The sequence below is a fragment of the Streptomyces sp. NPDC001985 genome, from assembly GCF_040296845.1.
GTDB lineage: Bacteria > Actinomycetota > Actinomycetes > Streptomycetales > Streptomycetaceae > Streptomyces.
Map to the genome: position 1 here is coordinate 1 of NZ_JBEOYB010000052.1, position 25,434 is coordinate 25,434.

The following is a 25,434-nucleotide window of genomic DNA, read 5'->3' on the forward strand; positions in this document are numbered from 1 at the left end:
GCCATTGAGCCGCACCACCCAGCCCCTCCGGCGATTGAGGAGCGGGGGTTCGGGGGCTGGCCCCCGACCCGGGCCCGCACTGTGCGGGGTCCTGTGGCACAGGGTCCGTCCTCAAACGCCGGACGGGCTGAGGGGGCTCGGCGGGCTGAGAGGGGGCGGCAGGGCGGGGGTGGGCCACCAGCTGGGGCTGCCCGGCGGGCCCGGGGTGGGCCGGGGGCTGAGAGGGCTCGGCAGGCCCGGGGTGGGCCTGCCCGGCAGGCCCGGGGTGGGCCGCGGGCTGAGAGGGCTCGGCGGGCCCGGGGTGGGCCGCGGGCTGAGGGGGCTCGGCGGGCTGAGAGGGGGCGGCGGGTCCGGGGTGGGCCGGGGGCTGAGAGGGGCCGGCGGGGTGGGGGCGCCAGAGGAAGCCGTGGAAGGGGGACACCGTCACCGCCGTGTCCGCGCCATCGTCCAGCACCGCCGCGGCCACCCCGTCCACATCCCCCCGGGTGAGAAAGGGACTGGTGCACTGCACCAGCACCACCACCCCCACCCTGCGCCCACTCGATTCCTCGAAGGCGTCCAGCGCGTGCAGCACCGCCGCCTCGCTCGTCGCCGTGTCCCCCGCTATCTCCGCCGGCCGCACCACCACCCCCGCGCCCGCGTCCCGCGCCGCCGCCGCTATGTCCGGGTCGTCGGTGGAGACCACCACATCGGTGACCCGCCGGGCGGCGAGGCTCTCCCGCACCGCCCGGACCACCAGCGGCACACCCCCCACCCGCGCGAGGTTCTTCCCCGGCACTCCCTTGGACCCGCCCCGGGCGGGGATCACGGCGAGAACGGTCATCGGCTGCTGCTCCCTTGTCACAGTTGTCCCACCCGTCGGATCACGGGTGCCACCCGCTGCACCCCGTGCCGGTACGCCCCGCGCGCCGCCCCCTGGACGGCGTCGCGCACCACCCTCCGTACACCGCTCGGCTCCGGCCGCTCCGCCGCCGTGCCCGCCGACGGCGTTCCGTCGGGGGCGAGGTGGTGGCGGGCGAGGATGCCGGGCAGATAGCCGGGCGCGGTGGTGGGGGTGTAGTACGGGGCGATGGGCGGCAGCCGGTCCAGGGCGAGCAGCCCGGCGACCCGGTCACGGGCCGTGTCGAAGGCCCTCGCGTAGGTGCCGTCCGCCGCGACCCCCTGCGCGGCGAGCCAGCGCGGGTCGGGTACCGGCCGGTGGCCGGCGTCGATGCGGTCGAAGGAGGTCAGCAGCCCCGAGCCGAGGAAGTGGTGGTTGCCGAGGGTCTCGCGCACCCCGAGGTCCGTGAGGATCGCCGTGGGGATGCCCCGGTGCAGCGACTCCAGCGCCGCCGTGGACGAGACGGTGACCAGCAGATCGGTCCGGTCGAGGACCTCGCCCATGTGCCCGTACACCAGCCGGAGGTTGGGCGGGAGTCCGCCCGGCAGCTTCGCCGCGAGCCGCTGATAGGGGAGTTCTTCGAGGTGGGTGGTGTGCTCGCCGGGCCGGGAGCGCAGCTTCAGCAGCACCTCGCGGCCCGGGTGGAGCCGGGCGTGGCCGACGAGCCGGTCCAGCAGATGGGCGCGGTCGGCGCGGGTGACCGGGACGGACGGCTGGGCCGCGAAGACGAGGGTGTCGCGCCCGGCCTCGGGCCGGTGGGGCGTACCGCCGAGGAAGGGCAGCGCGGCCTCGGTGACGGCGGAGGGGTCCGCTCCGATGCCCTCGTACACCGCGCGGAACCGCTCGGCGTCCTGGCGGGAGTTGGCGAGGACGAGATCCGCGCCGTGCCGCAGCAGCAGTCCGTCGGCGAGCTTCTCGTAGACGACTCCGACATAGCCGGTGACGACGACCGGCCGGCGCTCCCGCTTCAGCGCGGCGAGCCCGTGCAGCAGCGCCTGGACCCCGCCGCCGACGAGGGCGAGCACGATCACGTCGTACGGCTCGTCGCCGTCGGCGCAGGCCCGCAGGAAGCCGGCCGCGGTCACCTCGTGGATCGCGTCCGCGTCCGCGCCGACCTCGGCGAGCTGACGGGGTGTGGGGGTGGCCCGTCCGCGCAGCAGAAAGCCGGTGAGCCGGACGGGTCCGGGGGCGATACGGCGGGCGGTGAGCGCGCCCCATTTCCACCGGGTGTCGGAATCGGCGATTACCGCTGTGCGCAGGGCGCCGCTGGTAGGTGATGGCACATCGAGGACGCTAGAAAGCCATTCGGTTTGACGGCCCAACGCGATCGCAACAGCGGGTTAACAGCGCGCCTACGAATGGGGAGTGCCGCCGGGGCACCCGGAAGTGAACATCTTCGTCGCCCGCCGTTCACCCGCTGTCCGCACAGTGGTCAGCGCGAATGCCGGACGGCGATCTAATCTCACCCGGGTGGTCAAGCTCTCCGTCATCGTGCCGTTCTTCAATGTGCGGACATATGCGCCCGACACCCTCAGAAGTCTTCGGTCGAATACCCGGGACGATTATGAATTCCTGCTGGTCGACGACTGTTCGACCGATGGGACAGCGGAGATCCTGGAGCGCGCGGAGCGCGAGATCCCCGGGGCCCGGCTGATCCGGCAGGAGCGCAACGGCGGGCTCGCGACCGCGCGCAACGCCGGGCTCGACGCGGCGGCCGGGGAGTATCTCGCCTTCCTGGACGGCGACGACTGGCTCGCGCCCGGTCACTTCGACCGGCTGCTCGCCGCCCAGGAGGAACTGGGCTGCGACTTCGTCCGCACCGACCATGTGCAGTGCACGGCCAGGTCCCGCACGGTCCGCCGGGCCCCGGTCGGCCGGCGCGGCGTGGTGCTGAGCCCGCGCGAGGTGATCCTGCCCGCCGACCGGTCGACGGCGGTGGACTACCCGTTCGCCTGGGCGGGGATGTACCACCGGCGGCTCCTCGACCGGGGGATGCTGCGTTTCACGGACGGGCTGCGGACGGCCGAGGACCGGCCCTGGATCTGGCGGCTGCACCGGGACGCGGAATCCTTCGCCGTCATCAGCCTGCTCGGGATCTTCTACCGGCGCGGGGTGGCCACGTCCCTGACCCAGATCGGTGACATCCGGCAGCTCGATTTCATTCGCGCGTTCGACCAGGTGCTGGAGGAGACGGCCCTGGACCGGAATTCCGCGCAGCTGCTGCCGAAAGCGGTGCGCACCTACTGCGCGGTCATCGCGCACCATCTGAACTCGGTGGAACGATTCGAACCGGCGGTGGCACGGGCCTTGCGGACGATGAGCGCGGCGGCGCTGCGGCGCATGCCGCAGGACGTTCTGCGGGACGTACTGGATTCCATGGACACCGAACGGGCGTCGCGGCTGCGCAGGCTCCGCCGCCGGCACACGGCGGAGGCGGGGCTCTGATGCGTACGGCGCGGGTCACCCAGATCTTCTACGCGTCCTCGCTGTACGGGGCCGCGACGCTGGCGGCGGCGCTCGACAGCGGCGCCTTCGCGGCGGCCGGCCGGCGGCTGCTGCTGGTCGCCAACAACGCGCAGACCCCGGAGACCTCTCCGGCCCTGGACGAGATGCCCGGTTTCGAGCGGCTGCGGGACCGGTTCGACGGGGTGGTGTCGTGGAACGAGGCCATCGCCCCCTTCCATCCCGGCGGCTGGTCGCCGCGCCGGGACGATCTGCCCCTGTGGGAGCGGTATCTGCGGCTGCTCTGGGGGCTCGGTGCGGACCGGGTCGAGCTGGCCGTGGAGTCGATCCAGGTCGCCCCGGCGCTGACGGTCGCGCAGGTGTTCCCGGACGCGCCGGTGGATGTGTACGCGGACGGGCTGATGAGTTACGGCCCCACCCGCAACAGGATCGATCCGCTGGTGGGCGAGCGGGTGCGGCGGCTGCTCCATCTCGATCTGGTGCCGGGGCTCGAACCGCTGCTGCTCCAGGAGTTCGGGGCGCGGCCGGAGGTGGTGCCGGCGGAGGCCTTCGTCAAGGTGATCGCGGAACTGTCGGACGCGGTCGGGCCGCGGGAGTCGGGAGAGACGGCACACAAGGCACAGAAGGCACAGCCGGCGGAGACATCGGAGACATCGGAGACAGAACGGACGGCGGACCCGGAGGGGCCCGCGCTGCTGCTGGGGCAGTATCTGGCCGCGCTGGGCATCCTCACCCCCGAGGAGGAGGAGGAGCTGCATCTGCGGATGGTGCGCGGGGCCACCGCCCGGGGCCACCGCCGGATCGTCTTCAAGCCCCACCCGACGGCTCCCGCGTCCTGGACCCGGGCGCTGGTGGAGGAGGCCGGGGCGCTGGGCGCGGAACTGACGGTGCTGGAGAGCCCCTTGCTGGCGGAGGTGGTCTACCGGCGGACGCGGCCGTCGCTGGTGGTGGGCTGCTTCTCGACGGCGCTGCTGACGGCGGGGACCTTCTACGGCATCCCGGTGGCCCGGGTGGGCACCGAACCGCTGCTGGACCGGCTGACCCCGTACCAGAACAGCAACCGGATACCGCTGACGATCGTGGACGCCGTGGTCCCGGAGATCCTGGACGAGCACGGGGCGGGTGTCGCCGCCGGACCGGGCGAACTGGCCGGGCTGGTGAGGGCGGTCGGCTTCGCGATGCAGTCGGGGATCAGACCGGATCTGCGCGCGGACGCGGAGGCGTTTCTCGCGGCCCGTCCAGACGACCGTGTGCTGCGGTACTTCAAACGGCGGCGGCTCACCGCGCTGGGTCTGCCCGGAGGGCTGCCGGTCCCCCGGGGCGCCGCGCTGAGAAAAGTCGTGCGCAGGGCTCGCCGCCTGCGGCGAGCGGCACTACGCTGATCCGGCGGCGCCCGTCTCCCGTAAAGAGGCCGGGCGCCGTCCAATGTCCCGTGGAAGCCCCCGCCGCAGACCGGCCGGGAGGGCTCCGGGACGGCCGCCGGAGGTTGCGGCCGGAACAGCCCCGGCCCCGGCACCGCCCGCTCCACCCGAAGTGGGGTCCAAGGCCTCTGGGCGGAGGGATGCCGCACTCGACACTCTTGTGGGCATACCATTCCGAGCAGGACTTTTGGAAGGGGCTGGCGAGCCATGAGGCACCGCAGGGTCGCCGACCTGATGACGCCCACCGCCGTGAGTGTGCAGCGCGGGACGGCGTTCAAGGAGATCGCGCGGCTGCTGGACGAGTACGGCATCACGGCCGTCCCGGTGGTCGACGAGGACGAGCGGCCGGTCGGGGTGGTCTCCGAGGCGGATCTGCTCCGCAGACAGACCTCCCGGACGACCGCGAGCACCGCGGAGGGGCTGATGTCGAGCCCGGCGATCGTCGCCGAGCCGCAGTGGAGCGTGGTGCGCGCGGCGCGGGTGATGGAGGAGTACCGGATCAAGCGGCTGCCGGTGGTGGACGGCTCGGGCCGGCTGACCGGGGTGGTGAGCCGGAGCGATCTGCTCCAGCTCTTCCTCCGCCGGGACCGGGCGATCCAGGAGGAGATCCTGGAGGATGTCCTCACCCGGACTCTGGGGCTCTCCCCGTCCGCCCTGACGGTGGATGTCGCGGACGGCCGGGTCACGCTCAGCGGGACGGTGGATCACCGCAGCGTGCTGCCGGTGTTCGTGCGGCTCTGCGAGAGCGTCGACGGCGTGGTGGAGGTGGTCGACCGGCTGGACTACCGGCACGACGACACCGCCCCGGAGGGTGCGGCACCCGGCGCCGAGCGGTCCTAGGGGGTTTCTTCCGGACCGGGCCGGATCTCGGGCCGGATCGGTGAGCGGGGCCGGATCTCGGGCCGGATCGGTGAGCGGGGCCGGATCTCGGGCCGGATCGGTGAGCGGGGCGGGGTCTCAGACCGCGCTGCCGAAGGAGAGCTTCGCCGCGAACCCCAGGAAGAGCGCGCCCGCCGCCGAGTTCGCCCCGGCGGTCAGCCGCCTGCGGCGGCGGAAGGCGGCGGCCAGATGGGTGCCGGTGAAGATCAGCAGGCTCAGATAGAGAACGCTCGCTATCTGGAGCAGGCCCCCGAGCAGGGCGAAGGAGAGCGCCGGATAGGCGTACTCCGGGTCCACGAACTGCACGAAGAACGCGACGAAGAAGAGGATCGCCTTCGGGTTGAGCAGACTGATCACCGTCGCCCGGCGGAACGGGCGCTCGGTGGTCGCCGCGTCGGCGGCCGGGGCCTCGGCGGGGGGCTCGTTCCTGGCCCGCCACATCGCCCAGGCAGCGCGCAGCATCCCTATCGCCAGCCAGACCAGATACCCGGCGCCCAGGAACTTCACGATCCCGAAGAACAGCTCATTGGCCTGGAGCAGGGAGGCGACACCGGCGGCCGACAGCACCATCAGCACCATGTCCCCGAACCAGACGCCGGCGGCGGCGGTGTATCCCTTGCGGGTGCCGCGCCGGGCCGCGACCGAGAGCACATAGAGCGAATTCGGTCCGGGCAGCAGAACGATCAGTACGAGCCCCGCCAGATACGTCGGCAAATCGGTGACACCCAGCATGAAAGGGAGTGTCGCACACGGGTACGACACTCCCTCTTGTGTTCTGTGCCACAGGAGTCGCGTGCGCGTCCGCGGGGACCTGGACGCCCCACACCCCGCGCGGCGCGCCGTCGGCGGCTCAGGGAGGGGTCGGAGCGGAGAGAGGGGTGGCGCGAGCGGGACCGGGGGAACGTGTCCCGCCCGCGCCGATGCGCCCAGCCGCAGGTACGGGGGGAACCCCGGCTTCTGGCGCCGCCGATGACCAGTCGGCTCACTTCTTACTGCGCCGTACCTCTCAGAAATGTCACACCCGGCCGTGAGGAACGGGGAAATCGCTGCTCAGGAGGGTGTGCGCACGGGCTATCGAAGGCCGGACGGTGTGGTGCCGCGCCCCGAATCCCCGCCGGGGCCCCCGGCCCCGAAGCCGCCGCCGCCCTCCCGGCCCTCCCGGTCCTTCCCGCCCTCGCTCCCGCCGCCCCCGCCGCCCTGGTCGCTCGGGTCGTCCCGGTGGCCGCTCTTCTCCGCCCGGTCCTCGTCATCGCCCGGGTTCCGCTTCTTCCCGTTCTTCCCGTCGTCGAGCATCCGGGCGCAGAACGCGTCCACCCCGTCGGGGCCCCCGGCGATCCGCTCCAGGCGCCGCTGGCGCCCGGGGTCGAGGGTGCCGGCCCGGTGTTCACGGCACGCGGCCTTCAGCCGGTGGCGCTTGCCCTCGCCCCACTCGCCGGTCCACCCGTCCCGGTCGGCCTCGTCCCGGTCCGCGTCACCGTCACCATCCGCGTCACCGTCGCCGTCACCGTCCGCGTCGCGGTCCCGGTCGTCGCCGGTGTCCCCCGGTGGCCGGGTCCCGGGTCCGGAAGGTGCCGGGGTCTCGGTGCCGGGCGCGCCGTTCACCCTCGGGGGCACCGACGGCGGCACGGCGGGAGGGGACGCGGGCGGTGCCGATCGGGGCGGCGGGGAGGGCGGCTCACCGATGGCGAACCCGGCCTCGCCCCCGGGAACCCCGGCTCCGGCCGGGCTCCTGTCGAACGGGGAGGGCAGCAGTCCGGAACCCGCCGCCACCGCCACCCCGCCGAAGGCGAATCCGGCGACCGCGGCGACCAGACCGAGGCGTACCGGACGCAGCAGCCGGCGCCGGGCGCGGTGGGAACGCGGTGACGGAGTGAGCCGTACGATGCCGAGGCTCACGCCCTCCGCCGGTGCCGGGTGGTCCCCTCCGGCCGTGCGGGGGCCCGGGTCCGCCCGCGCCTTGCGGAAGGCGGCGGTCGCGGCGGCCTCTCCCTGCATGTCGCCGCCCTCGGGGTGGAGGGGGAGTCGCGGCCTGTCCACCGAGCGCAGGGCCCGGTTCAGCCGAGCGGCCTGGGTACGGGCTTCGCCCTCGGGCGCTTCGACGGGTTCACCGCGCAACAACCGTTCCGCTGTGTCCTTGTCAAGCCACTCGTACCGCTCGTCGGCCATCACATGTCCTTCTGCGTCCTCAGCCGTGTATGCGTCACACCGGCGGGCGCTGTGGCACCCGCCCGTGACACGCGCTGCGGAGGCACACCCTGGAGATCCGTATCACGGTCGGCGGGACCGGCGCTCACGCCCCTGTCATCGGTGCCGACACCGTCCGCACCGTACGCTCTCGGGACCGGATCGACGTATTCCGCTCTCGCCCGGGGGTCCTGGCCGCCGCCGTAGTCGGCATGCGCACCGAGCAGTTCGGCCAGTCGCTTGAGCCCCCGGTGGGCGGCGGTGCGGACGGCTCCGGGGCGTTTGCCCAGGGTCTGCGCGGCGCTCTTCGCGTCGAGTCCGACCACGACGCGGAGCACGACGGCCTCGGCCTGGTCCTGCGGCAGCTGGGCGATGAGCGCCATGGTGCTGCCGGTGGCGAGGGCCTCCATCGCCTCGTCGGCGGTGTCCGAGGCGGCGGGTCTGCCGGTCAGCTCGGTCTCGTCGCCGCCGACGGCGGGGCGGCGGCCCCGCATCCGCACATGGTCGAGCGCCCGGTTGCGGGCTATGCGCGCGGCCCAGCCCCGGAACCGGTCCGCGTCGCCGCTGAAGCGGTCCAGATCGCGGGCTATCTGGAGCCATGCCTCGGATGTCACGTCCTCGGCGTCCGGCTCGCCCACGAGAGTCCGTACATAGCCGAGCAGTCGCGGATGCACGGCGCGGTACACAGTACGGAAGGCGCTCTCGTCCCCGCCCTGCGCCGCGAGCACCGCGGCGGTCAGCTCCGCGTCGTCCCCCAGCACTACCTCAACCTGTTTCCGAATCGCAGCTGGTCACCACTGCTCGCGCCACCGGGCGCGCATCTGCACGCTACGGCGTCCCCAGTCGCCGCGTCCATGGTTTGTACAACTTGCAACAAAATGAGGACTCAGTTGGGTGTGACAGAAATCGCCTGCCCGGCGCTGAGTGAAGTACGGGGACGCGACGCGACCCCGTCGAAGGACGACCGGTGCCTCTCCTGTGGGGGGTGGCGGCATCCGGTCGTCCTTCCATCTGCCACGGCTCGCGCCCGGTAAACCCGGGCCCCCGTGGATCACCACGCGTTGGCCGGTTCTGGGCGGTCCGGGGCCGTGATCCGCTCCCCGGGGCCGGGCCCCCGGCACGTCCCGTACCGGGCGGACCCCGCCCCGGCCCACGGCCCGGCCCACGGCCCTACCGGGGCATCGGATCAGCGGGGGATCACCGGATCGGCTCGGACCGGATCGGCTCGGACCGGATCGGCCCGGACCGGCTCAGCCCTGGACACGGGCCCGCCGCGACACCACCGCGCGCAGCACCCGCTGCCCCTCGGTCGAGACCCGCAGCACCTGGCGGAGCCCCGCCCCGCCCTCCCCCGCGGCGAGGATCTCCAGCACCCGCAGCTGGCGCCGCAGCTCGCCCGTGACCAGCGGACCGGCCCCGGTGGGCTCGCCCTCGCGGCAGCCCTTGAGCACCTCGACGACGGCGGCGGCGGACGGCTCCGTCTCGCCGAGGCCCGCGTCGAGCCGGTGGTGGAGTTCGAGGGCCGCGACCGAGCAGTCGTCGGCCCACTCGCGCAAGGGGCCCGTCTCCCACGCGGCGGGCGCCGCGTCCAGCATCTGCTGGACGAGGGCGACGGCCTCGTCCCCGGTGTCCGTGTCCGCGTCCGCCATCGCCTCCCTGCACCGGGCCAGCGAACCGGACCAGCCGTCCGTGCCCTTCGCCAGGCCGGTCCACAGGGGTGCCAGCGCGCCGGACCCGTCCTCCAGCGGAGGCAGACAGCGCTCCAGACAGGCCACACCGCTCGCCGCCAGACCCCGCTCGTCCGCCGCGGCGATCAGTTCCCTCAGACTCTTGGACCTCTTCGACGTCATGGACGCCTCCCCTCCCGTACGCGCCCGCAGAATCCGGAGGACGCGTCCAGCGGCGCGGTTTTCGGGCCGCTTGGCGCAAAGTACCCCCTTCCGCACCCCGGCCGCCATGGGTTCCACGGAGCTGGGGGGAGTTGCCCGCCCTGCGCCTTAATCCATCAAGTGCGTGCTAACCACACACATTTGCGCCACATATCTGTTACATTCTGCCCACTCGGAGCCGGCCGAGGAGCGCCCCCGCGCCCCCGCCGGACCTCCGGGACCAGCGGTGCGAGTCCGCACACCCCCGGGCGGACTCGCACCGCGCCCCCCTGCCCCGGACGGGGCGGCGGGCAACCGGCGGCAGGCGACCGGCAGCGGAAAGCGGGCAGCCGGCGGCAGGCAGCGGGCGCTCAGTCCAGCTGCCCGGCCAGGGCGCGGAACTCCGGCCAGCCCCGCTCCGGGGTGCGCGGGTCCCAGACTTTCTGGGCCGTCGCCGCCAGCGGCAGCGCGATGCCCTCGGCGATCCGTTCCGGGGTCTGCGCCTGGGCCAGGTCGCACCAGATGGCGAACCGGGCGCCCAGGATCTGGTCCGAGTACTTCTCCGGCACCGGCCGGGTGCCGCGCAGCACCAGCGGGGTCCACTGCTCGTAGATCCGCTGCCCGGTCGGATAGGTGAACTCGTTGGGCTCGCCGAGGACGTAGTAGAGGTACTCGTCGTTGAGATTGATCACCGGCCGGCCCTCGTCCAGATACTCCAGCGGCGGGCGCGCGCCGATCTCCTTGCCCGTCCAGTACTGGACCTGGATGTCCTGGTCGACACCGACCCGGCCGCCCCGGAAGTAGCCGTCGTTCCACGCCTGGAGCGTGCGGCCGTCCGGGCGCAGCACCGCGGCGCGGTCGTTCACCCAGGCGCTCGCCAGGTCCTGGATGCGGCCCTCGGGTCCGTACTCCTCGCGGGCGAGGGCGGCGAGGGAGGGGAAGGACGCCTCCGGGTCCCGCCGGGTGAGCGCCTGGTACTCGTCGCCGCCGAGGTTCCAGTAGGCGCCGTCGAACAGCTCGGCGTACTCCTTCAGCAGCCCGTCCACCAGCCGGCCCGACGCGGGGTTCCCGATGTCGATCGCGCCGGGCACGACCCGGCCCGCCGTGTCCTTCAGCTTCAGCTCGGGGTACTGGGCGAGCACCGCGCCGAGATGGCCCGGGGAGTCGATCTCGGGGATGACGGTGATGTGGAGCGAGGCGGCCAGCTTCAGAATCCGCCGGACCTGGGCCTTGGTCAGATGTTCGCGGGAGACGATCCGCGGGTGGGTGTCCGAGGCGATCCGGAAGCCCTGGTCGTCCGAGAAGTGCAGGCCCAGCTGGTTGAGCTTGAGATCGGCCATCTCCCGCACCCGGTCCTCGATCCAGCCGGCGCTGAAGCTCTTGCGGGCGATGTCGACCATCAGTCCGCGCTGCGGCCGGTCCGGCGCGTCCCGCACCGTTCCCTCGGGCATCGCCCCGCCGGAGCGCACCGCCTGTTTGAGGGTGCGGGTGCCGTAGAAGACCCCGGCCTCGGCGGGGCCCGATATCCGCACCCGGCCGCCGGAGGTGACCAGGGTGTACGACTCCGGGTCGGCCTTGGCGCCGCCGGGGGCGGCCGGGGCGAGCGCCAGTTCCACATCGCCCGCGCGGGCCGGCACCGCCCCCCGGAAGGCGATCCTCAGCTCCCCGGCGAGCAGTCTGGCCTCGTCGTCGAGCCTCTCGGCGCCCTCGGCGACCACGACCCCGGCGCCCGGCCCCGGCCGCCAGCCCGGGCCCCGGGCCGGCTCATGGGTCCGTACGGCGGGGATGGTCGCGGGCGCCGAGGAGAGGGGATACGTCCGGGAGGGTGACGGGCTGGTGGCGTCCGTCCCGGGTATCCGGTCGCGGCCACCCGCTTCCGTCCGACCGGAATCGGGCGATCCGCCCGACTCGCCCGAGCCTCCGGCGGAGCAACCGCTCAGCGAGAGGGACAGCGCGGCGGTCGCGGCGAGCGCCGTGGCCGCGAGACGAGCGCCAGAAGAGTGCCGTATCACTCGAATACCTCCAGATTGGTAAGAATGCCGATGAATCGCCCCATGCCGCCCATCAATTCATGGGGATCTCCCGTTCGGGTGAAGATCGCGCATCCATCGGACCGCCACTCGCCCACGCCGCCGCCATGCGACCCGTCCATCCCTCCAGCCTCACCGGGCCCGGCCGTCCCGCAAGCCGAGCGGCGCCGGGCGCCACGCGCCCGGGGAGGGCGAGCGGCCCGGCACCGGCGCCGCGGGGGCGGCCGTATCCGGCCGGGAGACCGGTCGTGAGCGCGCCGCGGCGGCGGAGGGACCGGGCGGGCAGGCCCGGGCCCGGCCGGCCCGCCCGGCGGCGCGGCCGGTGCGACATCCGGCGCGCGAGGGGCTTTTCGATAGCCCGTCCGAGGCTGTTTGATTGCCTGTTTGATCACACCTGAGGACCCGGCGCGAACGAACCGACAAGTCGTCGCTACGATGGCCGGGGCCGGTGGACCGTACCCGGCCGGGTCAGACCGACAACCCAAGCCGGCAGGCCCTAATCCCCGCTCCCGGAGGGTCTTCCGTGCCGGCTGGAACGCTGTACCGCGGCCGGGAAGGAATGTGGTCCTGGGTGGCTCATCGAGTCACCGGCGTCCTCATCTTCTTCTTCCTGTTCGTCCATGTCCTGGACACCGCACTCGTCCGTGTCTCCCCCGAGGACTACGACAAGGTCGTAGCCGTCTACAAGACACCGCTCGTCGCGCTGCTGGAGTACGGCCTCGTCGCCGCAGTCCTGTTCCACGCGCTCAACGGCCTGCGCGTCATCGCCGTGGACTTCTGGTCCAAGGGCCCCCGCTACCAGAAGCAGATGCTCTGGACCGTGGTGGGCATCTGGGTCGTACTGATGGCGGGCGCGCTCTACCCCGTCCTCGGCCACGCCGCACGCGAAGTCTTCGGGAGCTGACGCCGGACATGTCTGCTGACACCTCTTCCGCGATCGGTCCCGTCGAGGGCGAGAAGCTCTACGACGTGGACAACCCGGCGCCCCTCATCGAGGCCCCGCGCAAGCGCACCGGGAAGACCCCGCGCGCCACCCGCGGCAACTTCGAGATGGCCGCCTGGCTCTTCATGCGCCTCTCCGGCGTGGTGCTGGTCGTCCTGGTCATCGGCCATCTGCTGATCCAGCTGGTGCTGGACGGCGGCGTCTCCAAGATCGGCTTCGCGTTCGTCGCGGGCCGTTGGGCGTCCCCGTTCTGGCAGGTCTGGGATCTGCTGATGCTCTGGCTCGCCATGCTGCACGGCGCGAACGGGCTGCGTACCGTCATCAACGACTACGCCGAGCGCCCGAACACGCGCCTGTGGCTCAAGGGCCTGCTGTACACCGCCACGGTGTTCACCATCCTGCTGGGCACGCTGGTGATCTTCACCTTCGACCCGAACATCCGCTAAAGCCGGGGCTGACGAACCAATGAAGATCCACAAGTACGACACCGTCATCGTCGGCGCCGGCGGCGCGGGCATGCGCGCGGCCATCGAGGCCACCAAGCGCAGCCGTACCGCGGTACTGACGAAGCTCTACCCCACCCGCTCCCACACGGGCGCGGCGCAGGGCGGCATGGCCGCCGCGCTCGCCAATGTGGAGGAGGACAACTGGGAGTGGCACACCTTCGACACGGTCAAGGGCGGTGACTACCTGGTCGACCAGGACGCCGCCGAGATCCTGGCGAAGGAGGCCATCGACGCGGTCCTCGACCTGGAGAAGATGGGCCTGCCGTTCAACCGGACACCGGACGGCACCATCGACCAGCGCCGGTTCGGCGGGCACTCCCGCAACCACGGCGAGGCCCCGGTCCGCCGCTCCTGCTACGCCGCCGACCGCACCGGTCACATGATCCTCCAGACGCTGTACCAGAACTGCGTCAAGGAGGGCGTGGAGTTCTTCAACGAGTTCTACGTCCTGGACCAGCTGATCACCGAGGTCGACGGGGTCAAGAAGTCGGCCGGTGTGGTCGCCTACGAGCTGGCCACCGGCGAGATCCATGTCTTCCAGGCGAAGGCCGTGATCTACGCCTCCGGCGGCACCGGCAAGTTCTTCAAGGTGACCTCCAACGCGCACACCCTCACCGGCGACGGCCAGGCGGCCTGCTACCGGCGCGGGCTGCCGCTGGAGGACATGGAGTTCTTCCAGTTCCACCCGACGGGCATCTGGCGCATGGGCATCCTCCTCACGGAGGGCGCCCGCGGTGAGGGCGGCATCCTGCGCAACAAGGACGGTGAGCGCTTCATGGAGAAGTACGCGCCCGTCATGAAGGACCTCGCCTCCCGCGACGTCGTCTCCCGCTCCATCTACACGGAGATCCGCGAGGGCCGGGGCTGCGGCCCCGAGGGCGACCATGTCTTCCTGGACCTCACCCACCTGCCGCCGGAGCAGCTGGACGCGAAGCTCCCGGACATCACCGAGTTCGCGCGCACCTACCTCGGCATCGAGCCCTACACGGACCCGATCCCGATCCAGCCCACCGCGCACTACGCCATGGGCGGCATCCCGACCAATGTCGAGGGCGAGGTCCTCCTCGACAACACCACGGTCGTCCCGGGTCTGTACGCCGCCGGCGAGGTCGCCTGTGTCTCCGTGCACGGCGCCAACCGGCTGGGCACCAACTCGCTGCTGGACATCAATGTCTTCGGCAAGCGCTCCGGCATCGCCGCCGCCGAGTACTCCGCGACGGCCGACTACGTCGACCTCCCGGAGGACCCGGCGTCGCTGGTCGTGGCGCAGGTCGAGCGGCTGCGGAACTCCACGGGCAACGAGCGGGTCGCGGAGATCCGCCGTGAGCTCCAGGAGACCATGGACGCCAATGTCATGGTGTTCCGCACCGAGCAGACGATCAAGACCGCGGTCGAGAAGATCGGCGAGCTGCGCGCCCGCTATCTGAACGTGTCGATCCAGGACAAGGGCAAGCGGTTCAACACGGATCTGCTGGAGGCCGTCGAGCTGGGCAACCTGCTCGACCTGGCCGAGGTCATGGCCGTGTCGGCCCTGGCCCGCAAGGAGTCCCGCGGCGGCCACTACCGCGAGGACTACCCGAACCGCGACGACGTCAACTTCATGCGCCACACCATGGCGTACCGCGAGGTCGGCGACGACGGCACCGAGACCATCCGTCTCGACTACAAGCCGGTTGTCCAGACCCGCTACCAGCCGATGGAGCGTAAGTACTGATGGCTACCCCCGTACTGGACAAGGCCGAGGCGGACTCCGCCGCCTCCCCGTACATCACGGTCACCTTCCGCATCCGGCGCTTCAACCCGGAGCTGTCGGAGCACGCGGTCTGGGAGGACTTCCCGATCGAGATCGACCCGAAGGAGCGGGTCCTCGACGGCCTCCACAAGATCAAGTGGGATGTCGACGGCACCCTGACCTTCCGCCGCTCGTGCGCCCACGGCATCTGCGGCTCCGACGCGATGCGGATCAACGGGAAGAACAGGCTCGCCTGCAAGACCCTGATCAAGGACATCAACCCGGAGAAGCCCATCACGGTCGAGCCCATCAAGGGCCTCACGGTCCTGAAGGACCTGGTCGTGGACATGGAGCCGTTCTTCCAGGCCTACCGCGACGTGATGCCGTTCCTGGTCACCAAGGGGAACGAGCCGACCCGCGAGCGCCTCCAGTCCGCCGAGGACCGCGAGCGCTTCGACGACACCACCAAGTGCATCCTGTGCGCGGCGTGCACCACCTCGTGCCCCGTGTTCTGGAACGACGGCCAGTACTTCGGCCCGGCGGCGATCGTCAACGCCCACCGCTTCATCTTCGACTCGCGCGACGAGGCCGGCGAGCAGCGGCTGGAGATCCTGAACGACAAGGACGGTGTGTGGCGCTGCCGCACGACGTTCAACTGCACGGACGCGTGCCCGCGCGGCATCGAGGTCACCAAGGCCATCCAGGAGGTCAAGCGGGCCCTGATCACCCGCCGCTTCTGACGGCGTCCGCACGCGCGCCAGGGCCCCGCTCCGGGATGGGAGCGGGGCCCTGGCGCGTTCGGCGGGCGCCTTTCGCCGCGGGATGGCGTACGGGGTTCACCGGGCCGGGGCGGACCTGGCAGGATCGGTGGGACATTCGATGTGAACGTGGTGGAAGCGGGGAACACGACGATGACCGAACCGAATCCGTACCGGTCCGACGGGGAGCCGGAGTACCAGTGGGGGCCGGACCAGCCGGCCTACGGGTATCCGCAGGAGACACCGCCGGGGTACGTCCATCCGCCGCAGCATCCGGGGTACGCGCCGGTGCCGGCCGTCGGGGCGACCGTGCCCATGGGAATGGGCGGGGCGCCGCTGGTGGCGATCGGGGACATCACGGTGGTGGGTGACTCGATCATCACACCGGCCGGGTCCCTCGCGCTGCGGGGCGCGGTCTGGAACGCGACGGATCTCTCCAGGACGGAGGAGAAGATCCCGGTGTACGCCATCGTGCTGGCGGTCCTCTTCTTCGGCGCGTGCGGTCTCGGCCTGCTCTTCCTGCTGATCAAGGAGAAGTCGACCACGGGCTTCGTCCAGGTCACCGTCACCAACGACGGGCGGCACCACGCCACGATGATTCCGGCCCACAACCCCTATGTCTTCCAGCAGATCATGGGCCAGATCGGCTACGCCCGGTCGATCAGCAGCATGTAGCGGCACCGCCCCGGGCCCGTTCACCCCGCGCGGGAGAGGAACTCCTCGTGCGCGGGCAGCAACGGGAGCCCGAAGCGGCGGTGGAGGGCGAGGACATCGCGCAGGTCGTCCTCGTCGATGGCGTACCCCGTGTGGCTCGCGATCTGGGAAGCGGCCGACATGCAGTCGACCGTGCGGCCGAGGACGGTGCCGGTCGCGGTGAGCGAGCCCACGGGGTACGCCAGCCCGAGGGGGCCGTGGATCTCGGTGCCCGCCCCGTCGCGGCGGGTGGTGGCGAAGTCCACCTGGTGGATGTCGACATGGCGGCCCCCGGGGTCGGCGAGGACCTCGTTGAAGGGGCCGTCGTGGAGTACGTGGGTGAAGCCCGCGTCCGTCAGCGCCGCGCGGAGCCGGGCGAAGTCCAGCCGGTCGACGGCGATGTCGAGATCCTGGTGGGGACGGGTCTGCTCGCCGAGGAGCGCGTCCACCCCCCAGCCGCCGTCGACCCACACCCGGACGCCCGCGCCGGCGAAGAGGTCGAGCAGCAGATGGACGTCCCGGGCGCTCATACAGGGGCGGGCGTGTTCGGTGAGGAACTCCGTCAGCGCCCCGTTGATCTCCGCCGGGCGCTCCAGGCCGGGCAGATGCCCCGCCCAGGGCAGCTCGCGGTGGCGGGCGCGCGGCAGTAGCCGGGGCAGCCGGGCCGCCGTGGCGCGGAAGTCCGGCAGGTCGTGGGCGCCGGAGAGGACCAGGGCGGGCGCGCGGACCGCCGTGAGCGCCGATACGTCGAAGTCGGTGTCCCCGCCGTACTCCTCGGCCGCCGCCGACTGCACCCGGAAGGCGTGCAGTTGCATGCGCCGTACCGCCTCCCGGGTCGCCTCGCCGGCCTCCGGGCCGAGCCAGGTCTCCGCGTTGAGCGCGGCGGCCCGCTCCAGGTCGCCGGCCTCGAAGAGCGCGGTCTCCGCCTCGTCGAACGCGGCGAGTCGGGGGCTCTCGCCCTGGTCGGGGAGGCCCGGGCAGAGCAGGGCGAGCGCGGTCACCCGGTCCGGTTCGCGGGCCGCGATCTCCAGGGCGACCCGGCCGCCGTAGGAGGAGCCGACCAGCGCGGCGCGCTCGATGCCGAGGGTGTTCAGCAGCGCGAGCACATCGCCGGCGTCGGTGTACGGGGCGGTCGCCGCGGGCGTCTCGCCGTACCCCCGGAAGTCGGGGCGCACCACGCGCAGTCCGGCCTCGGTCAGGGCGGGGAGCTGGGGGTCCCACATCCTGCGGTCGCAGACGGTGGAGTGCAGCAGTACGGCCACGGGGCCCGAGCCTGCCAGGTCATGAGTAAGCGTCACCGGGCCGAGGGTAGGTCGTCCCGTCCTCCGCCGCCTCCGGATTTCCGCCCCCGCCTCCCGTCTTGAACATGTTCAAAAAGAGGTCTACTGTCATCGTCGACAGCCTTTTTGAACGCGTTCAAGGAGCGTGGGGCATGGACCTCAATGTGGTCGGGTACATCGTCTATCTGCTGATCAGCGTGGCCCTGACGGTCTGGGTGGCCCGCACTCTCAGCCGCAACGGCAGGATCTTCCTCGCCGATGTGATGCACGGGAACGAGCGGCTCGCCGACGCCGTGAACCATCTCCTGGTCGTCGGCTTCTATCTGGTGAACCTCGGGTTCGTCGCTCTCTATCTCCGGGTCTCCAAGACCGTCGAGGACACCCGGGGACTCTTCGACGCGCTCTCGGTGAAGCTCGGTGTCGTCCTGCTGGTGCTCGGCGTGATGCACCTGTGCAACGTCTACGTCCTCAACAAGATCCGCCGGCGCGGTGTGATGGAGCGCGAGATGGTGCCTCCCGTACCGGCGCAGGGGTGGACCGCGCCCGCCGGCGGCCCGGCCGGAGCGTGACGCCATGACCGCGCGGCAGATCCACGGCGCCCCCGGCGCGCACGGCCCCCACGGACGTCTCCCGGTCCGCCGGCTGACCGTCCTCTACGACGCCGGCTGCTCGCTCTGTGTCCATCTGCGGCACTGGCTCGGGCGCCAGCGCCAACTGGTGCCGCTGACGCTGGTGGCCGCCGGGTCCGAGCAGGCCCGGCGGCGCTACCCCGGACTCGACCACAGCCGGACACTGCGGGAGATCACCGTCATCGGCGACCGGGGCCAGGTCTACAGCGGGGCCGCCGCCTGGGTGGTGTGTCTGTGGGCGCTCGCCGAGCACCGGCCCAAGGCCCACTGGCTGGCCACCCCCGCCGGAGCGCCCTTCGTCCGGGTCACCATGCTCGCCGCGGCGAAGTACCGCGAGCTGTCCGGTTCCGGACCGGGCCCGGTGGACGCCGGGGCCGGAGCCGGCGTCCGCGCCGGGCCGGGCGATGTGGCGGGGGCCGGGAGCGGGGCCGCCGCTCCCTGCGACGACCGGTGCGCGATCCCCCGTTAGGCTCGGACACCGTGACAGACGCGCCGGCCCCCAAGAACGCCCCGAAGAGCGAGCAGACCCGCACGCTCATCCTCGAAACGGCCCTGCGGCTGTTCCAGGAGCACGGTTACGACAAGACCACGATGCGGGCCATCGCCAAGGAGGCCGGTGTCTCGGTGGGGAACGCGTACTACTACTTCTCCTCCAAGGAACACCTCATCCAGGGCTTCTACGACCGGATCGCCGCCGAGCACCGGGCGGCGGTCCGGCCCGTGCTGGAGGCGGAGACCGCGCTGGAGGCGCGGCTCGCCGGGGTGATGCTCGCCTGGCTCGACATCGCCGAGCCGTACCACGAGTTCGCGGCGCAGTTCTTCAAGAACGCGGCCGATCCCGAGAGTCCGCTCAGCCCCTTCTCGCAGGAGTCGGAGCCCGCCCGCGAGGAGGCCATCGCGGTCCACCGGCAGGTCCTGGCGGGGACGCGGACCAAGGTGCCCGCCGAACTGGCCGGCGCCCTGCCGGAGCTGATGTGGCTCTCCCAGATGGGTCTGGTCCTCTACTGGGTCTTCGACCGCTCGGAGGGCCGTGAGCGCAGCCGGAAGCTCGCGGCGCAGGGCGCCCGGCTCACCGCCCGGGGGATAGTCCTCGCCCGGTTCCGGGTGCTGCGGCCCCTGGTCCACGATGTGCACGAGCTGCTGACGGATCTGCTGCCCGGGATGGCGGAGTCGGTCGCGTCGCGGCGGACCACCGGTGCCGGGGGCCGGACCGGCGCGCGCGCCGGGGTCAGGGCCCGGAGGAAGACCGCCGGGGCCGGGGAGCGGGAGACGAAGCCGGAGGCGGAGTGATCCCCCGGGGGCACCGGGAGGGGCGCCGGGCCGCCGTCGGGCGGCCGGGAGGTCCCGGATTCCCGGGTCGGGCCGTCAGGCCTGGCGGGAGGCGAGCTGGACGATGGTGATGTCCGACGAGGCACCAACCCGCACGGGCGGGCCCCAGGCACCCGCGCCCCGGCTGACGTAGAGCTGGGTGTCGCCGTACCGCTCCAGGCCGGCGACGGTGGGGTTGGCCAGGGCGGCGAGGTGGTTGCCGGGCCAGAGCTGGCCGCCGTGGGTGTGGCCGGAGAGCTGGAGATCCACCCCGTGGTCGACGGCGTCGTGGATGACCACGGGCTGATGGGCGAGGAGCACCGAGGCCCGGGAGCGGTCCCGGTCGCCGAGCGCCCGGACGAAGTCGGGTCCCTGGCCGGTGTTCTCGCCCTCGATGTCGTTCACTCCGGCGAGGTCGAAGCCGCCGGCGATCTCCACGCGCTCGTTCTCCAGCGGTCGGAGCCCCAGCTCCCGCACATGGTCGACCCACTCGTCCGCGCCGGAGTAGTACTCGTGGTTCCCGGTGACGAAGAAGGAGCCGTGCCGCGCCCGGAGCCCGCGCAGGGGTTCGGCGGCGGTCCCGAGGTCGGCGACGGTGCCGTCGACCATGTCGCCGACGATCGCGACGAGATCGGGCTGGGCGGAGTTGATGGTGTCGACGATCCGCCGGGTGTGGCCGCGGCCGAGGATGGGCCCCAGATGGATATCGCTGACGACGGCGATCCGGAGGCCGTGGGCCGAGCGCGGGAGCTTGGCCAGCGGGACGGTGACCCGTTTGATCCGGGGGCCGCGCAGCACGCTGTGCGTACCGTGGCCGACCGTGGCCAGCGCCGCCGCCGCGGCTCCCGCGCCCACCGCCCGGGAGACGAACAGCCGCCGGGAGAGGGCGCGCCCGGCATCGGGCGCCCCGGGGGACGCCTCGGCCTTGACCTCGGCCGAGCCGCCGGCGGAGGGGGTGTCGAGGCAGGTGGGGAGGGAATTGGCGGGGGTGGGAGTGGGAGTGGAAGTGGGTGCGGGTGCGGTCGGGTCGGTGGTCCCGGCCAGGACGGGCCCGGGCGCGGATTCGGACGCGGGCCCGGAAGCCGACGCGGACACGGGCGCGGGCGCGGGTCCGGAAAACCCGGAGGAGGGCGCGGGTCCGGAAGGCGACGCCGGCGCGGACGCGGGTCCGGCGGAGGTCTCAGGCCCGGAAGGCGACGCCGGCCCGGACTCCGGTCCGGCGGAGGACCCGGGGGTCGATACGGAGTCGGCGGGTCGCGCCGGGGGGCGGCGGGCCCCGTCGCCGGAAGCGGCCGGGGCTGCCGGGCGGCGGCGGTCGCGGCGCAGCCAGAGCGCCCGTACCACCTCCCCCACCCCCAGCCACAGCACCAGATAGAGCAGTACCACCAGCCACAGAAAGCCCGGCCAGGCGAGAATCTGCTGTACCCGGAACGGGAAACCCGCCCGCCCCGACACCAGGGCCCCGATGGAGAGCACCGGCAGGATGAGAATCGCCACCGTGCCCGCCCGGCGCGCCGCCCCTCCGCCGCGCGTCGTGTCATGGACGAGTCTCCGCCACACATACCAGTGCGCCCCCGCGAGGACGGCGATCACGGCGACCATGACCAGCAGGACGACGACCATCACAGGAAGCTCCCCTATCCTTCGCGCCGCAAGGCGCGGACCCCGCGCAACCCGATGACTCCGATGACCGTCCCCAGCAGCAGGGACGTAAGGGCGAGCAGCAGGTGGACCCAGAAGTACGCCGTCGGGTCGCCGGCGTCGTCGAACGCGAGCCCGCTGCCGTCCTGCCACAGGTTTTTGACGAAAGTGACCCAGATGAACCAGCTCCACACCCCGAAGGCGAGCAGGAACCAGGACACGGGGCGGCTGAGCTTCATGGACCCAGTATCCGGGGCGGCCCCGGACCGGGGCTTCCGGGGTGGGCTGTCCCGGCGGCCTCCCCGGCGAGTCACCGACCCGACAAGCATATTTTCTCTTTTTCCCTGTACTTTCACGTCCGTGCCCGCCCTGAAGAAGACCGTGAAGCGATCGCTGCTGACGGTCACCGCCGCCTCGCTCCTCCCCCTCCTCCTCGCCGTGCCCGCCTCGGCGGACACCCACGACGACAAGCCGAAGGGGAAGGCGGGCAGCAGTGAGAAGCGGAAGCGGCCGGACAAGCCGAAGAAGCCGGGGCACCCGAATCCCCCCGCGGCCATGTCCACCGTCGGCGGCTCCCTGCTCGGCAAGGCGGGCACCCAGGTCAGTCTCGGCGCGGGGGCACCCGTGCTGCCCAAGGATCTGAGCGGGCGCTCCTGGATCGTCGCCGACGCCGAGAACGGCGATGTGCTGGCCGCGCACAACGCCCACTGGCGGCTCCCCCCGGCCTCCACGATGAAGATGCTCTTCGCGGACACCCTGCTGCCGAAGCTGCCCAAGGCCACCACCCACAAGGTGTCATCGGAGGAGCTGGAGAACGTCGGCCCCGGGAGCAGCCTGGTCGGGGTGAAGGAGGATCTGAGCTACTCGGTCCACGATCTGTGGCTCGGGGTCTTTCTGCGTTCCGGCAACGACGCGGTCCATGTGCTCTCCGCGATGAACGGCGGCATCGACAGGACCGTCGAGGACATGCAGGCCCACGCCGAGGAGCTCCAGGCCCTCGACACCCAGGTCGTCTCGCCGGACGGCTACGACGCGGCCGGCCAGGTCTCGTCCGCGTACGACCTCACCCTCATCGCCCGCAGCGGGATGCAGAAGAAGGACTTCCGCGAGTACGCCTCCACCGTCAGCGCCGACTTCCCCGGCGGGACGGACGGCGGCAAGCGGGAGACCTTCGAGATCCAGAACACCAACCGGCTGCTCACCGGCGACTACGGCATCGCCCCCTACAAGGGCATCGCGGGCATCAAGAACGGCAACACCACCCACGCGGGCGCGACCTTCACCGGGGTCGCCGAGCGGAACGGGAAGGTGCTGCTGGTGACCGTCATGAACCCGGACTCCGGCGGGGGCAACGCCGTCTACCAGGAGGCGGCCGACCTGCTGGACTGGGGCTTCGCCGCCACGGGGAAGGTCGTCCCGGTGGGCGAGCTGGTCGCGCCGAGGTCGGCGCCCACCACCGCCACCAGCGCCGCGCCCAGCGAGGACACCGGCAAGGCGGGACCGGCGAAGGACGACGGCGACGCACCGGCGCGGACGGTCGCCACCGCCTCCGGCGAGGAGTCCTCCAGCGGTGTGGGGACAGCGCTCGCCATCGCCGGCGGGGCGCTGATCGCGCTGGCGGCGGCGGTCTTCGTGGTCAACCGGCGCTGGCCCTCCCGGCGCGGCTGAGCACCGGGAACACCGCGAGCAACGCGAGCACTGCGAGCACTGCGAGCACCGCGGACACCGGCCGCACCGGCCGCACCGGCCGCACCGGCCGCACCGGTCCGGTGGTGCCCGGCACCGCTCACGCCGCCCCGGTGGGGGCGGGAGCGCCCTCCACGGGGGTGCTCCCGCCCCCGGGAGCGGCCCCCGCCTCCTCCTCGCCGGACACCGGCGCCTTGCCGGTGGCCGTCCACGCGGCACAGAACAGCAGCAGCTTCGCCGTGAAGTTCATCCACAGCAGCAGGGCCACCGGCACACCGAAGGCCCCGTACATGCTCTTGGACGCGACCCCCTGCATATAGCCGCTGAGCAGCAGCTTCAACAGCTCGAACCCGATCGCGCCGATCAGTCCGGCGACCACCAGACGGCGGCGCGGCGGATGCACCCCGGGGAGCAGGGTCAGCAGATAGAGCAGGAGCAGAAAGTCGGCGACGACGGCGATGGCGATGGCCGCCGCCGACAGCAGCACCCCCTCGGCACCGCCCCGGTCGATCCCGAGCCGGTCGGCGCCCCAGCCGACCGCCGATGAGCCGAGCGCCGACGCGGCCAGCGAGGCGAGCGCGGTGGCGCCGAGGCCGAGCAGCACCCCCGCGTCCTTGGCCTTGCGGACCAGCGGATTTCCCTCGTCCACACCGTCGAGGCCCCACACCGCCCGCAGGCACTCCCGTATCGAGCCGACCCAGCCGATGCCGGTGAGGAGCAGCAGGGCGCCCGCGACCAGTCCGACCGTACCGGCGTTGGCGACCAGCGAGCCGATGTCGAGCTGGTCGGAGATCCCCGGGACCTGGTCGCTGATCCGGCTCTCCAGCCGGTGCAGCGCGTCATCGCTCAGCAGGGCGGCGCCGGCCGCCGCCGCCACGGTGATCAGCGGGAAGAGGGCGAGAAAGCTCAGGAAGGTGATGGCGGCGGCGAGCCGGGCCCAGTGCACCCGCTCCAGCGTTTCGTACGAGCGCCAGGCGTGGGTGCGCATCAGCCGGGCGAGCCAGGGGCCGATGAGCGGGAGCCTTGTCAACCAGTCCATGCCGGTACGCCTACCCTGCCGGGCCCGGTTTGTGCCACCCGGGTTCCGCGGCGGCCACAGGTCACCGGGGCCGCTCAGAGACCGGCGACGGCGAGTGCGTACATCGCCGCCCACACCAGGCCGATGACGGCCAGCGCCCGGTCGCGCAGCACCACGTCCTCGGGGGCGCCCGCGGTGCCGCGGTCCGCGAAGACGGCGTACCGCAGCACGGCCAGGATGAAGGCGATCATCGAGAGCTGCCGCCAGGGCAGCAGGGACCGGTCGTCGGCGCCACCGCTCTCCAGGGCCCAGAGGCAGTAGGCGAGGACGGCGACCCCGGCGGCGAGCTGCCAGACGAAGCGCAGATAGCCGGTGGTGTACTCGGTGAGCAGGGCCCGGGTCGCGCCCTTGCCGCCCGCCATCTGGACGGCCTCGGAGTAGCGCTTCGCGGCGACCATGAAGAGCGCGCCGAAGCCGGTGGTGATGAGGAACCAGCGGGAGAGCGGGATGCCGAGCGCGACACCGCCGATCATCGCGCGGAGCAGAAAGCCGGTGGTGACGACGGCCATGTCGACCACGAGGACGTGTTTGAGCCAGATGCAGTAGGCGAGCTGCATGGAGAGGTACGCGGTGAGCAGGGCGCCGGTCATGGCGCCGCACAGGGTGGCGGCCCCGCCGACGGCGACCGCGGCGAGCAGGGCGGCGGCGGCGTGGGCGACGGGGACGGGAACCTCGCCGGCGGCGACGGGGCGGCGGCACTTCACCGGGTGGGCGCGGTCGGCCTCGGCGTCGCGGGCGTCGTTGACGAGGTAGACGGCCGCCGCGGCGGCCGTGAAGAGCAGGAAGACGATCGCGAGGCGGCCCGCGTTGTGGAGGGAGTCCAGCTCCCCGGCGGCGGCGGGGGCGGCGGCGACGAGGGTGTTCTTGACCCACTGGCGGGGCCGGGCGGTGCTGAGCAGACCGCGGGGGAGGCTCCGGGCACGGGTCGGGACGGGCCTGCGTGCGCGCCGCCCGGGCCGCTCGGGCCGCTCCAGCAGCACGGTGCCGGGCTCGGTCACGGGGCTCCCTTCCCGGAGATCCATGAACGGAGGGAGCCCGGGAGACCGGGGAGGCGCCGGAGACCAGGGAAGCCGGACGAGCTCGGGAGGCCTGAGGAACCTGGGAAGCCCGAGGAGCCCGCCGAGCCCGGGGAAACCCGGGAAACCCGGAAGCCCGGGAAGCCTGAGGAGTCAGGGAGGCTCAGGAAGCGCCGGACTCCAGGGAAACCCGAGGAGCCCGACGAGCCCCGGACGCCCCAGACACCCCGGACACCCCGGACACCCCGGACACCCAACGAGCCCGGGAGGCCTGAGGAACGTGGGAAGCCTGGGAAGCGGCGGAGGCCAGGAAAGCCTGAGGAGCCAGGGAAACCCGGGAAGCCCAGGAGGCCAGGAAGACCCGAGGAGCCCCGGAAGCCCCGGACACCCGACGAGCCCGAGGAACCAGGGAAGCCCGACGAACCCGCCGAGGCCGCCG

The 25,434-nt window shown here is 72.4% G+C and carries 25 protein-coding genes; 12 read left to right on the plus strand and 13 right to left on the minus strand.

Going from position 1 to position 25,434, the window contains the following annotated elements; translation table 11 throughout:
• On the minus strand, positions 1 to 823 hold an 823-nt coding region (locus ABT122_RS22740; protein ID WP_351555153.1), incomplete at its 3' end, for an acylneuraminate cytidylyltransferase family protein.
• A gap of 17 nt (positions 824 to 840) precedes the next feature.
• A complete protein-coding gene (locus ABT122_RS22745) occupies positions 841 to 2,163 on the minus strand; it encodes a DUF6716 putative glycosyltransferase (RefSeq protein WP_351555156.1) in 1,323 nt (440 codons plus the stop codon).
• A 187-nt stretch (positions 2,164 to 2,350) separates the two neighbouring features.
• Between ABT122_RS22745 and ABT122_RS22750 the strand changes: the two genes are divergently transcribed.
• The 3 genes from ABT122_RS22750 (at position 2,351) to ABT122_RS22760 (ending at position 5,604) form a co-directional block, all read left to right on the plus strand.
• Positions 2,351 to 3,325, plus strand: coding sequence for a glycosyltransferase family 2 protein (locus ABT122_RS22750; protein ID WP_351555159.1), 975 nt, complete (start codon positions 2,351 to 2,353; stop codon positions 3,323 to 3,325).
• Positions 3,325 to 4,725: an alpha-2,8-polysialyltransferase family protein gene (locus tag ABT122_RS22755; RefSeq protein ID WP_351555162.1), complete on the plus strand. Its 1,401-nt coding sequence runs from the start codon at positions 3,325 to 3,327 to the stop codon at positions 4,723 to 4,725. The genes ABT122_RS22750 and ABT122_RS22755 overlap by 1 nt, the downstream gene beginning before the upstream one ends.
• A 246-nt stretch (positions 4,726 to 4,971) precedes the next feature.
• On the plus strand, positions 4,972 to 5,604 hold the full coding sequence (locus ABT122_RS22760) for a CBS domain-containing protein (protein ID WP_351555165.1): 633 nt from the start codon (positions 4,972 to 4,974) through the stop codon (positions 5,602 to 5,604).
• Positions 5,605 to 5,721: 117 nt separating this feature from the next.
• Here ABT122_RS22760 and leuE read toward each other — a convergent pair whose 3' ends face one another.
• The 6 genes from leuE to ABT122_RS22790 all read right to left on the minus strand — a co-directional run bounded on the left by leuE (position 5,722) and on the right by ABT122_RS22790 (position 11,847).
• Complete coding sequence (leuE, locus tag ABT122_RS22765) at positions 5,722 to 6,375, minus strand: leucine efflux protein LeuE (RefSeq protein ID WP_351555168.1); 654 nt, start codon at positions 6,373 to 6,375, stop codon at positions 5,722 to 5,724.
• Positions 6,376 to 6,714: 339 nt separating this feature from the next.
• A complete protein-coding gene (locus tag ABT122_RS22770; protein WP_351555171.1) occupies positions 6,715 to 7,809 on the minus strand; it encodes a hypothetical protein in 1,095 nt (364 codons plus the stop codon).
• Positions 7,809 to 8,588, minus strand: coding sequence for an RNA polymerase sigma factor (locus ABT122_RS22775; protein WP_351555174.1), 780 nt, complete (start codon positions 8,586 to 8,588; stop codon positions 7,809 to 7,811). The genes ABT122_RS22770 and ABT122_RS22775 overlap by 1 nt, the downstream gene beginning before the upstream one ends.
• Before the next feature lie 489 nt (positions 8,589 to 9,077).
• Positions 9,078 to 9,677 (minus strand): hypothetical protein, encoded by a 600-nt coding sequence (locus tag ABT122_RS22780; RefSeq protein WP_351555177.1) that lies wholly within the window; start codon positions 9,675 to 9,677, stop codon positions 9,078 to 9,080.
• 389 nt (positions 9,678 to 10,066) lie between these two features.
• Entirely contained in the window at positions 10,067 to 11,707 is a 1,641-nt protein-coding gene (locus ABT122_RS22785) for a beta-N-acetylhexosaminidase (RefSeq protein WP_351555180.1), read from the minus strand.
• Positions 11,704 to 11,847, minus strand: a complete 144-nt coding sequence (locus ABT122_RS22790; protein WP_351555183.1) for a hypothetical protein — start codon at positions 11,845 to 11,847, stop codon at positions 11,704 to 11,706. Before ABT122_RS22790 ends, ABT122_RS22785 begins: the two co-directional genes overlap by 4 nt.
• Positions 11,848 to 12,248: 401 nt before the next feature.
• On the opposite strand from ABT122_RS22790, the gene sdhC reads away from it, so the two are divergent.
• The 5 genes from sdhC (at position 12,249) to ABT122_RS22815 (ending at position 16,339) form a co-directional block, all read left to right on the plus strand.
• On the plus strand, positions 12,249 to 12,629 hold the full coding sequence (gene sdhC, locus ABT122_RS22795) for a succinate dehydrogenase, cytochrome b556 subunit (RefSeq protein ID WP_351555186.1): 381 nt from the start codon (positions 12,249 to 12,251) through the stop codon (positions 12,627 to 12,629).
• 8 nt (positions 12,630 to 12,637) lie between these two features.
• Complete coding sequence (locus ABT122_RS22800) at positions 12,638 to 13,114, plus strand: succinate dehydrogenase hydrophobic membrane anchor subunit (RefSeq protein ID WP_351555189.1); 477 nt, start codon at positions 12,638 to 12,640, stop codon at positions 13,112 to 13,114.
• Between the two features lie 19 nt (positions 13,115 to 13,133).
• Positions 13,134 to 14,888: a succinate dehydrogenase flavoprotein subunit gene (gene sdhA / locus ABT122_RS22805; RefSeq protein WP_351555192.1), complete on the plus strand. Its 1,755-nt coding sequence runs from the start codon at positions 13,134 to 13,136 to the stop codon at positions 14,886 to 14,888.
• Complete coding sequence (locus tag ABT122_RS22810; RefSeq protein ID WP_351555195.1) at positions 14,888 to 15,646, plus strand: succinate dehydrogenase iron-sulfur subunit; 759 nt, start codon at positions 14,888 to 14,890, stop codon at positions 15,644 to 15,646. The genes sdhA and ABT122_RS22810 overlap by 1 nt, the downstream gene beginning before the upstream one ends.
• A gap of 171 nt (positions 15,647 to 15,817) precedes the next feature.
• A complete protein-coding gene (locus ABT122_RS22815) occupies positions 15,818 to 16,339 on the plus strand; it encodes a hypothetical protein (protein ID WP_351555198.1) in 522 nt (173 codons plus the stop codon).
• A 20-nt stretch (positions 16,340 to 16,359) separates the two neighbouring features.
• On the opposite strand, the gene ABT122_RS22820 is transcribed toward ABT122_RS22815, so the two are convergent.
• The gene (locus ABT122_RS22820) at positions 16,360 to 17,655 is read right to left on the minus strand and encodes an alpha/beta fold hydrolase (protein WP_351555201.1); all 1,296 of its coding nucleotides are present in this window, start codon (positions 17,653 to 17,655) and stop codon (positions 16,360 to 16,362) included.
• Positions 17,656 to 17,789: 134 nt separating this feature from the next.
• Here ABT122_RS22820 and ABT122_RS22825 point away from each other — a divergent pair, with 134 nt between their 5' ends.
• From ABT122_RS22825 to ABT122_RS22835, 3 genes are read left to right on the plus strand one after another with little or no spacing between them, the layout of a single operon-like run.
• The gene (locus tag ABT122_RS22825) at positions 17,790 to 18,206 is read left to right on the plus strand and encodes a hypothetical protein (RefSeq protein WP_351555203.1); all 417 of its coding nucleotides are present in this window, start codon (positions 17,790 to 17,792) and stop codon (positions 18,204 to 18,206) included.
• Positions 18,207 to 18,210: 4 nt separating this feature from the next.
• Positions 18,211 to 18,735, plus strand: a complete 525-nt coding sequence (locus ABT122_RS22830) for a thiol-disulfide oxidoreductase DCC family protein (protein ID WP_351555206.1) — start codon at positions 18,211 to 18,213, stop codon at positions 18,733 to 18,735.
• Between the two features lie 11 nt (positions 18,736 to 18,746).
• Positions 18,747 to 19,556: a TetR/AcrR family transcriptional regulator gene (locus ABT122_RS22835; protein ID WP_351555209.1), complete on the plus strand. Its 810-nt coding sequence runs from the start codon at positions 18,747 to 18,749 to the stop codon at positions 19,554 to 19,556.
• A 75-nt stretch (positions 19,557 to 19,631) separates the two neighbouring features.
• Here the strand turns inward: ABT122_RS22835 and ABT122_RS22840 are convergent, their stop codons facing one another.
• Complete coding sequence (locus tag ABT122_RS22840) at positions 19,632 to 21,197, minus strand: metallophosphoesterase (RefSeq protein WP_351555285.1); 1,566 nt, start codon at positions 21,195 to 21,197, stop codon at positions 19,632 to 19,634.
• A 14-nt stretch (positions 21,198 to 21,211) separates the two neighbouring features.
• Positions 21,212 to 21,544: an SCO4848 family membrane protein gene (locus ABT122_RS22845; RefSeq protein WP_502976190.1), complete on the minus strand. Its 333-nt coding sequence runs from the start codon at positions 21,542 to 21,544 to the stop codon at positions 21,212 to 21,214.
• A gap of 31 nt (positions 21,545 to 21,575) precedes the next feature.
• Here ABT122_RS22845 and ABT122_RS22850 point away from each other — a divergent pair, with 31 nt between their 5' ends.
• The gene (locus ABT122_RS22850) at positions 21,576 to 22,883 is read left to right on the plus strand and encodes a D-alanyl-D-alanine carboxypeptidase family protein (protein ID WP_502976187.1); all 1,308 of its coding nucleotides are present in this window, start codon (positions 21,576 to 21,578) and stop codon (positions 22,881 to 22,883) included.
• A gap of 118 nt (positions 22,884 to 23,001) precedes the next feature.
• Here the strand turns inward: ABT122_RS22850 and ABT122_RS22855 are convergent, their stop codons facing one another.
• Entirely contained in the window at positions 23,002 to 23,940 is a 939-nt protein-coding gene (locus tag ABT122_RS22855; protein ID WP_351555215.1) for a YihY/virulence factor BrkB family protein, read from the minus strand.
• 74 nt (positions 23,941 to 24,014) lie between these two features.
• Positions 24,015 to 24,977, minus strand: a complete 963-nt coding sequence (locus tag ABT122_RS22860) for a decaprenyl-phosphate phosphoribosyltransferase (RefSeq protein WP_351555218.1) — start codon at positions 24,975 to 24,977, stop codon at positions 24,015 to 24,017.
• Positions 24,978 to 25,434: the final 457 nt, after the last annotated feature.

Coding starts and splice junctions, on each gene's coding strand:
- ABT122_RS22780 (WP_351555177.1), bottom strand. CDS start 9,677: ATGACGTCGAAGAGGTCCAAGAGTCTGAGGGAACTGATCGCCGCGGCG.
- ABT122_RS22845 (WP_502976190.1), bottom strand. CDS start 21,544: ATGCTTGTCGGGTCGGTGACTCGCCGGGGAGGCCGCCGGGACAGCCCA.
- ABT122_RS22800 (WP_351555189.1), top strand. CDS start 12,638: ATGTCTGCTGACACCTCTTCCGCGATCGGTCCCGTCGAGGGCGAGAAG.
- ABT122_RS22790 (WP_351555183.1), bottom strand. CDS start 11,847: ATGGACGGGTCGCATGGCGGCGGCGTGGGCGAGTGGCGGTCCGATGGA.
- ABT122_RS22815 (WP_351555198.1), top strand. CDS start 15,818: ATGACCGAACCGAATCCGTACCGGTCCGACGGGGAGCCGGAGTACCAG.
- ABT122_RS22825 (WP_351555203.1), top strand. CDS start 17,790: ATGGACCTCAATGTGGTCGGGTACATCGTCTATCTGCTGATCAGCGTG.
- ABT122_RS22760 (WP_351555165.1), top strand. CDS start 4,972: ATGAGGCACCGCAGGGTCGCCGACCTGATGACGCCCACCGCCGTGAGT.
- ABT122_RS22770 (WP_351555171.1), bottom strand. CDS start 7,809: ATGGCCGACGAGCGGTACGAGTGGCTTGACAAGGACACAGCGGAACGG.
- ABT122_RS22755 (WP_351555162.1), top strand. CDS start 3,325: ATGCGTACGGCGCGGGTCACCCAGATCTTCTACGCGTCCTCGCTGTAC.
- ABT122_RS22855 (WP_351555215.1), bottom strand. CDS start 23,940: ATGGACTGGTTGACAAGGCTCCCGCTCATCGGCCCCTGGCTCGCCCGG.
- leuE (WP_351555168.1), bottom strand. CDS start 6,375: ATGCTGGGTGTCACCGATTTGCCGACGTATCTGGCGGGGCTCGTACTG.
- ABT122_RS22810 (WP_351555195.1), top strand. CDS start 14,888: ATGGCTACCCCCGTACTGGACAAGGCCGAGGCGGACTCCGCCGCCTCC.
- ABT122_RS22830 (WP_351555206.1), top strand. CDS start 18,211: ATGACCGCGCGGCAGATCCACGGCGCCCCCGGCGCGCACGGCCCCCAC.
- ABT122_RS22840 (WP_351555285.1), bottom strand. CDS start 21,197: ATGGTCGTCGTCCTGCTGGTCATGGTCGCCGTGATCGCCGTCCTCGCG.
- sdhA (WP_351555192.1), top strand. CDS start 13,134: ATGAAGATCCACAAGTACGACACCGTCATCGTCGGCGCCGGCGGCGCG.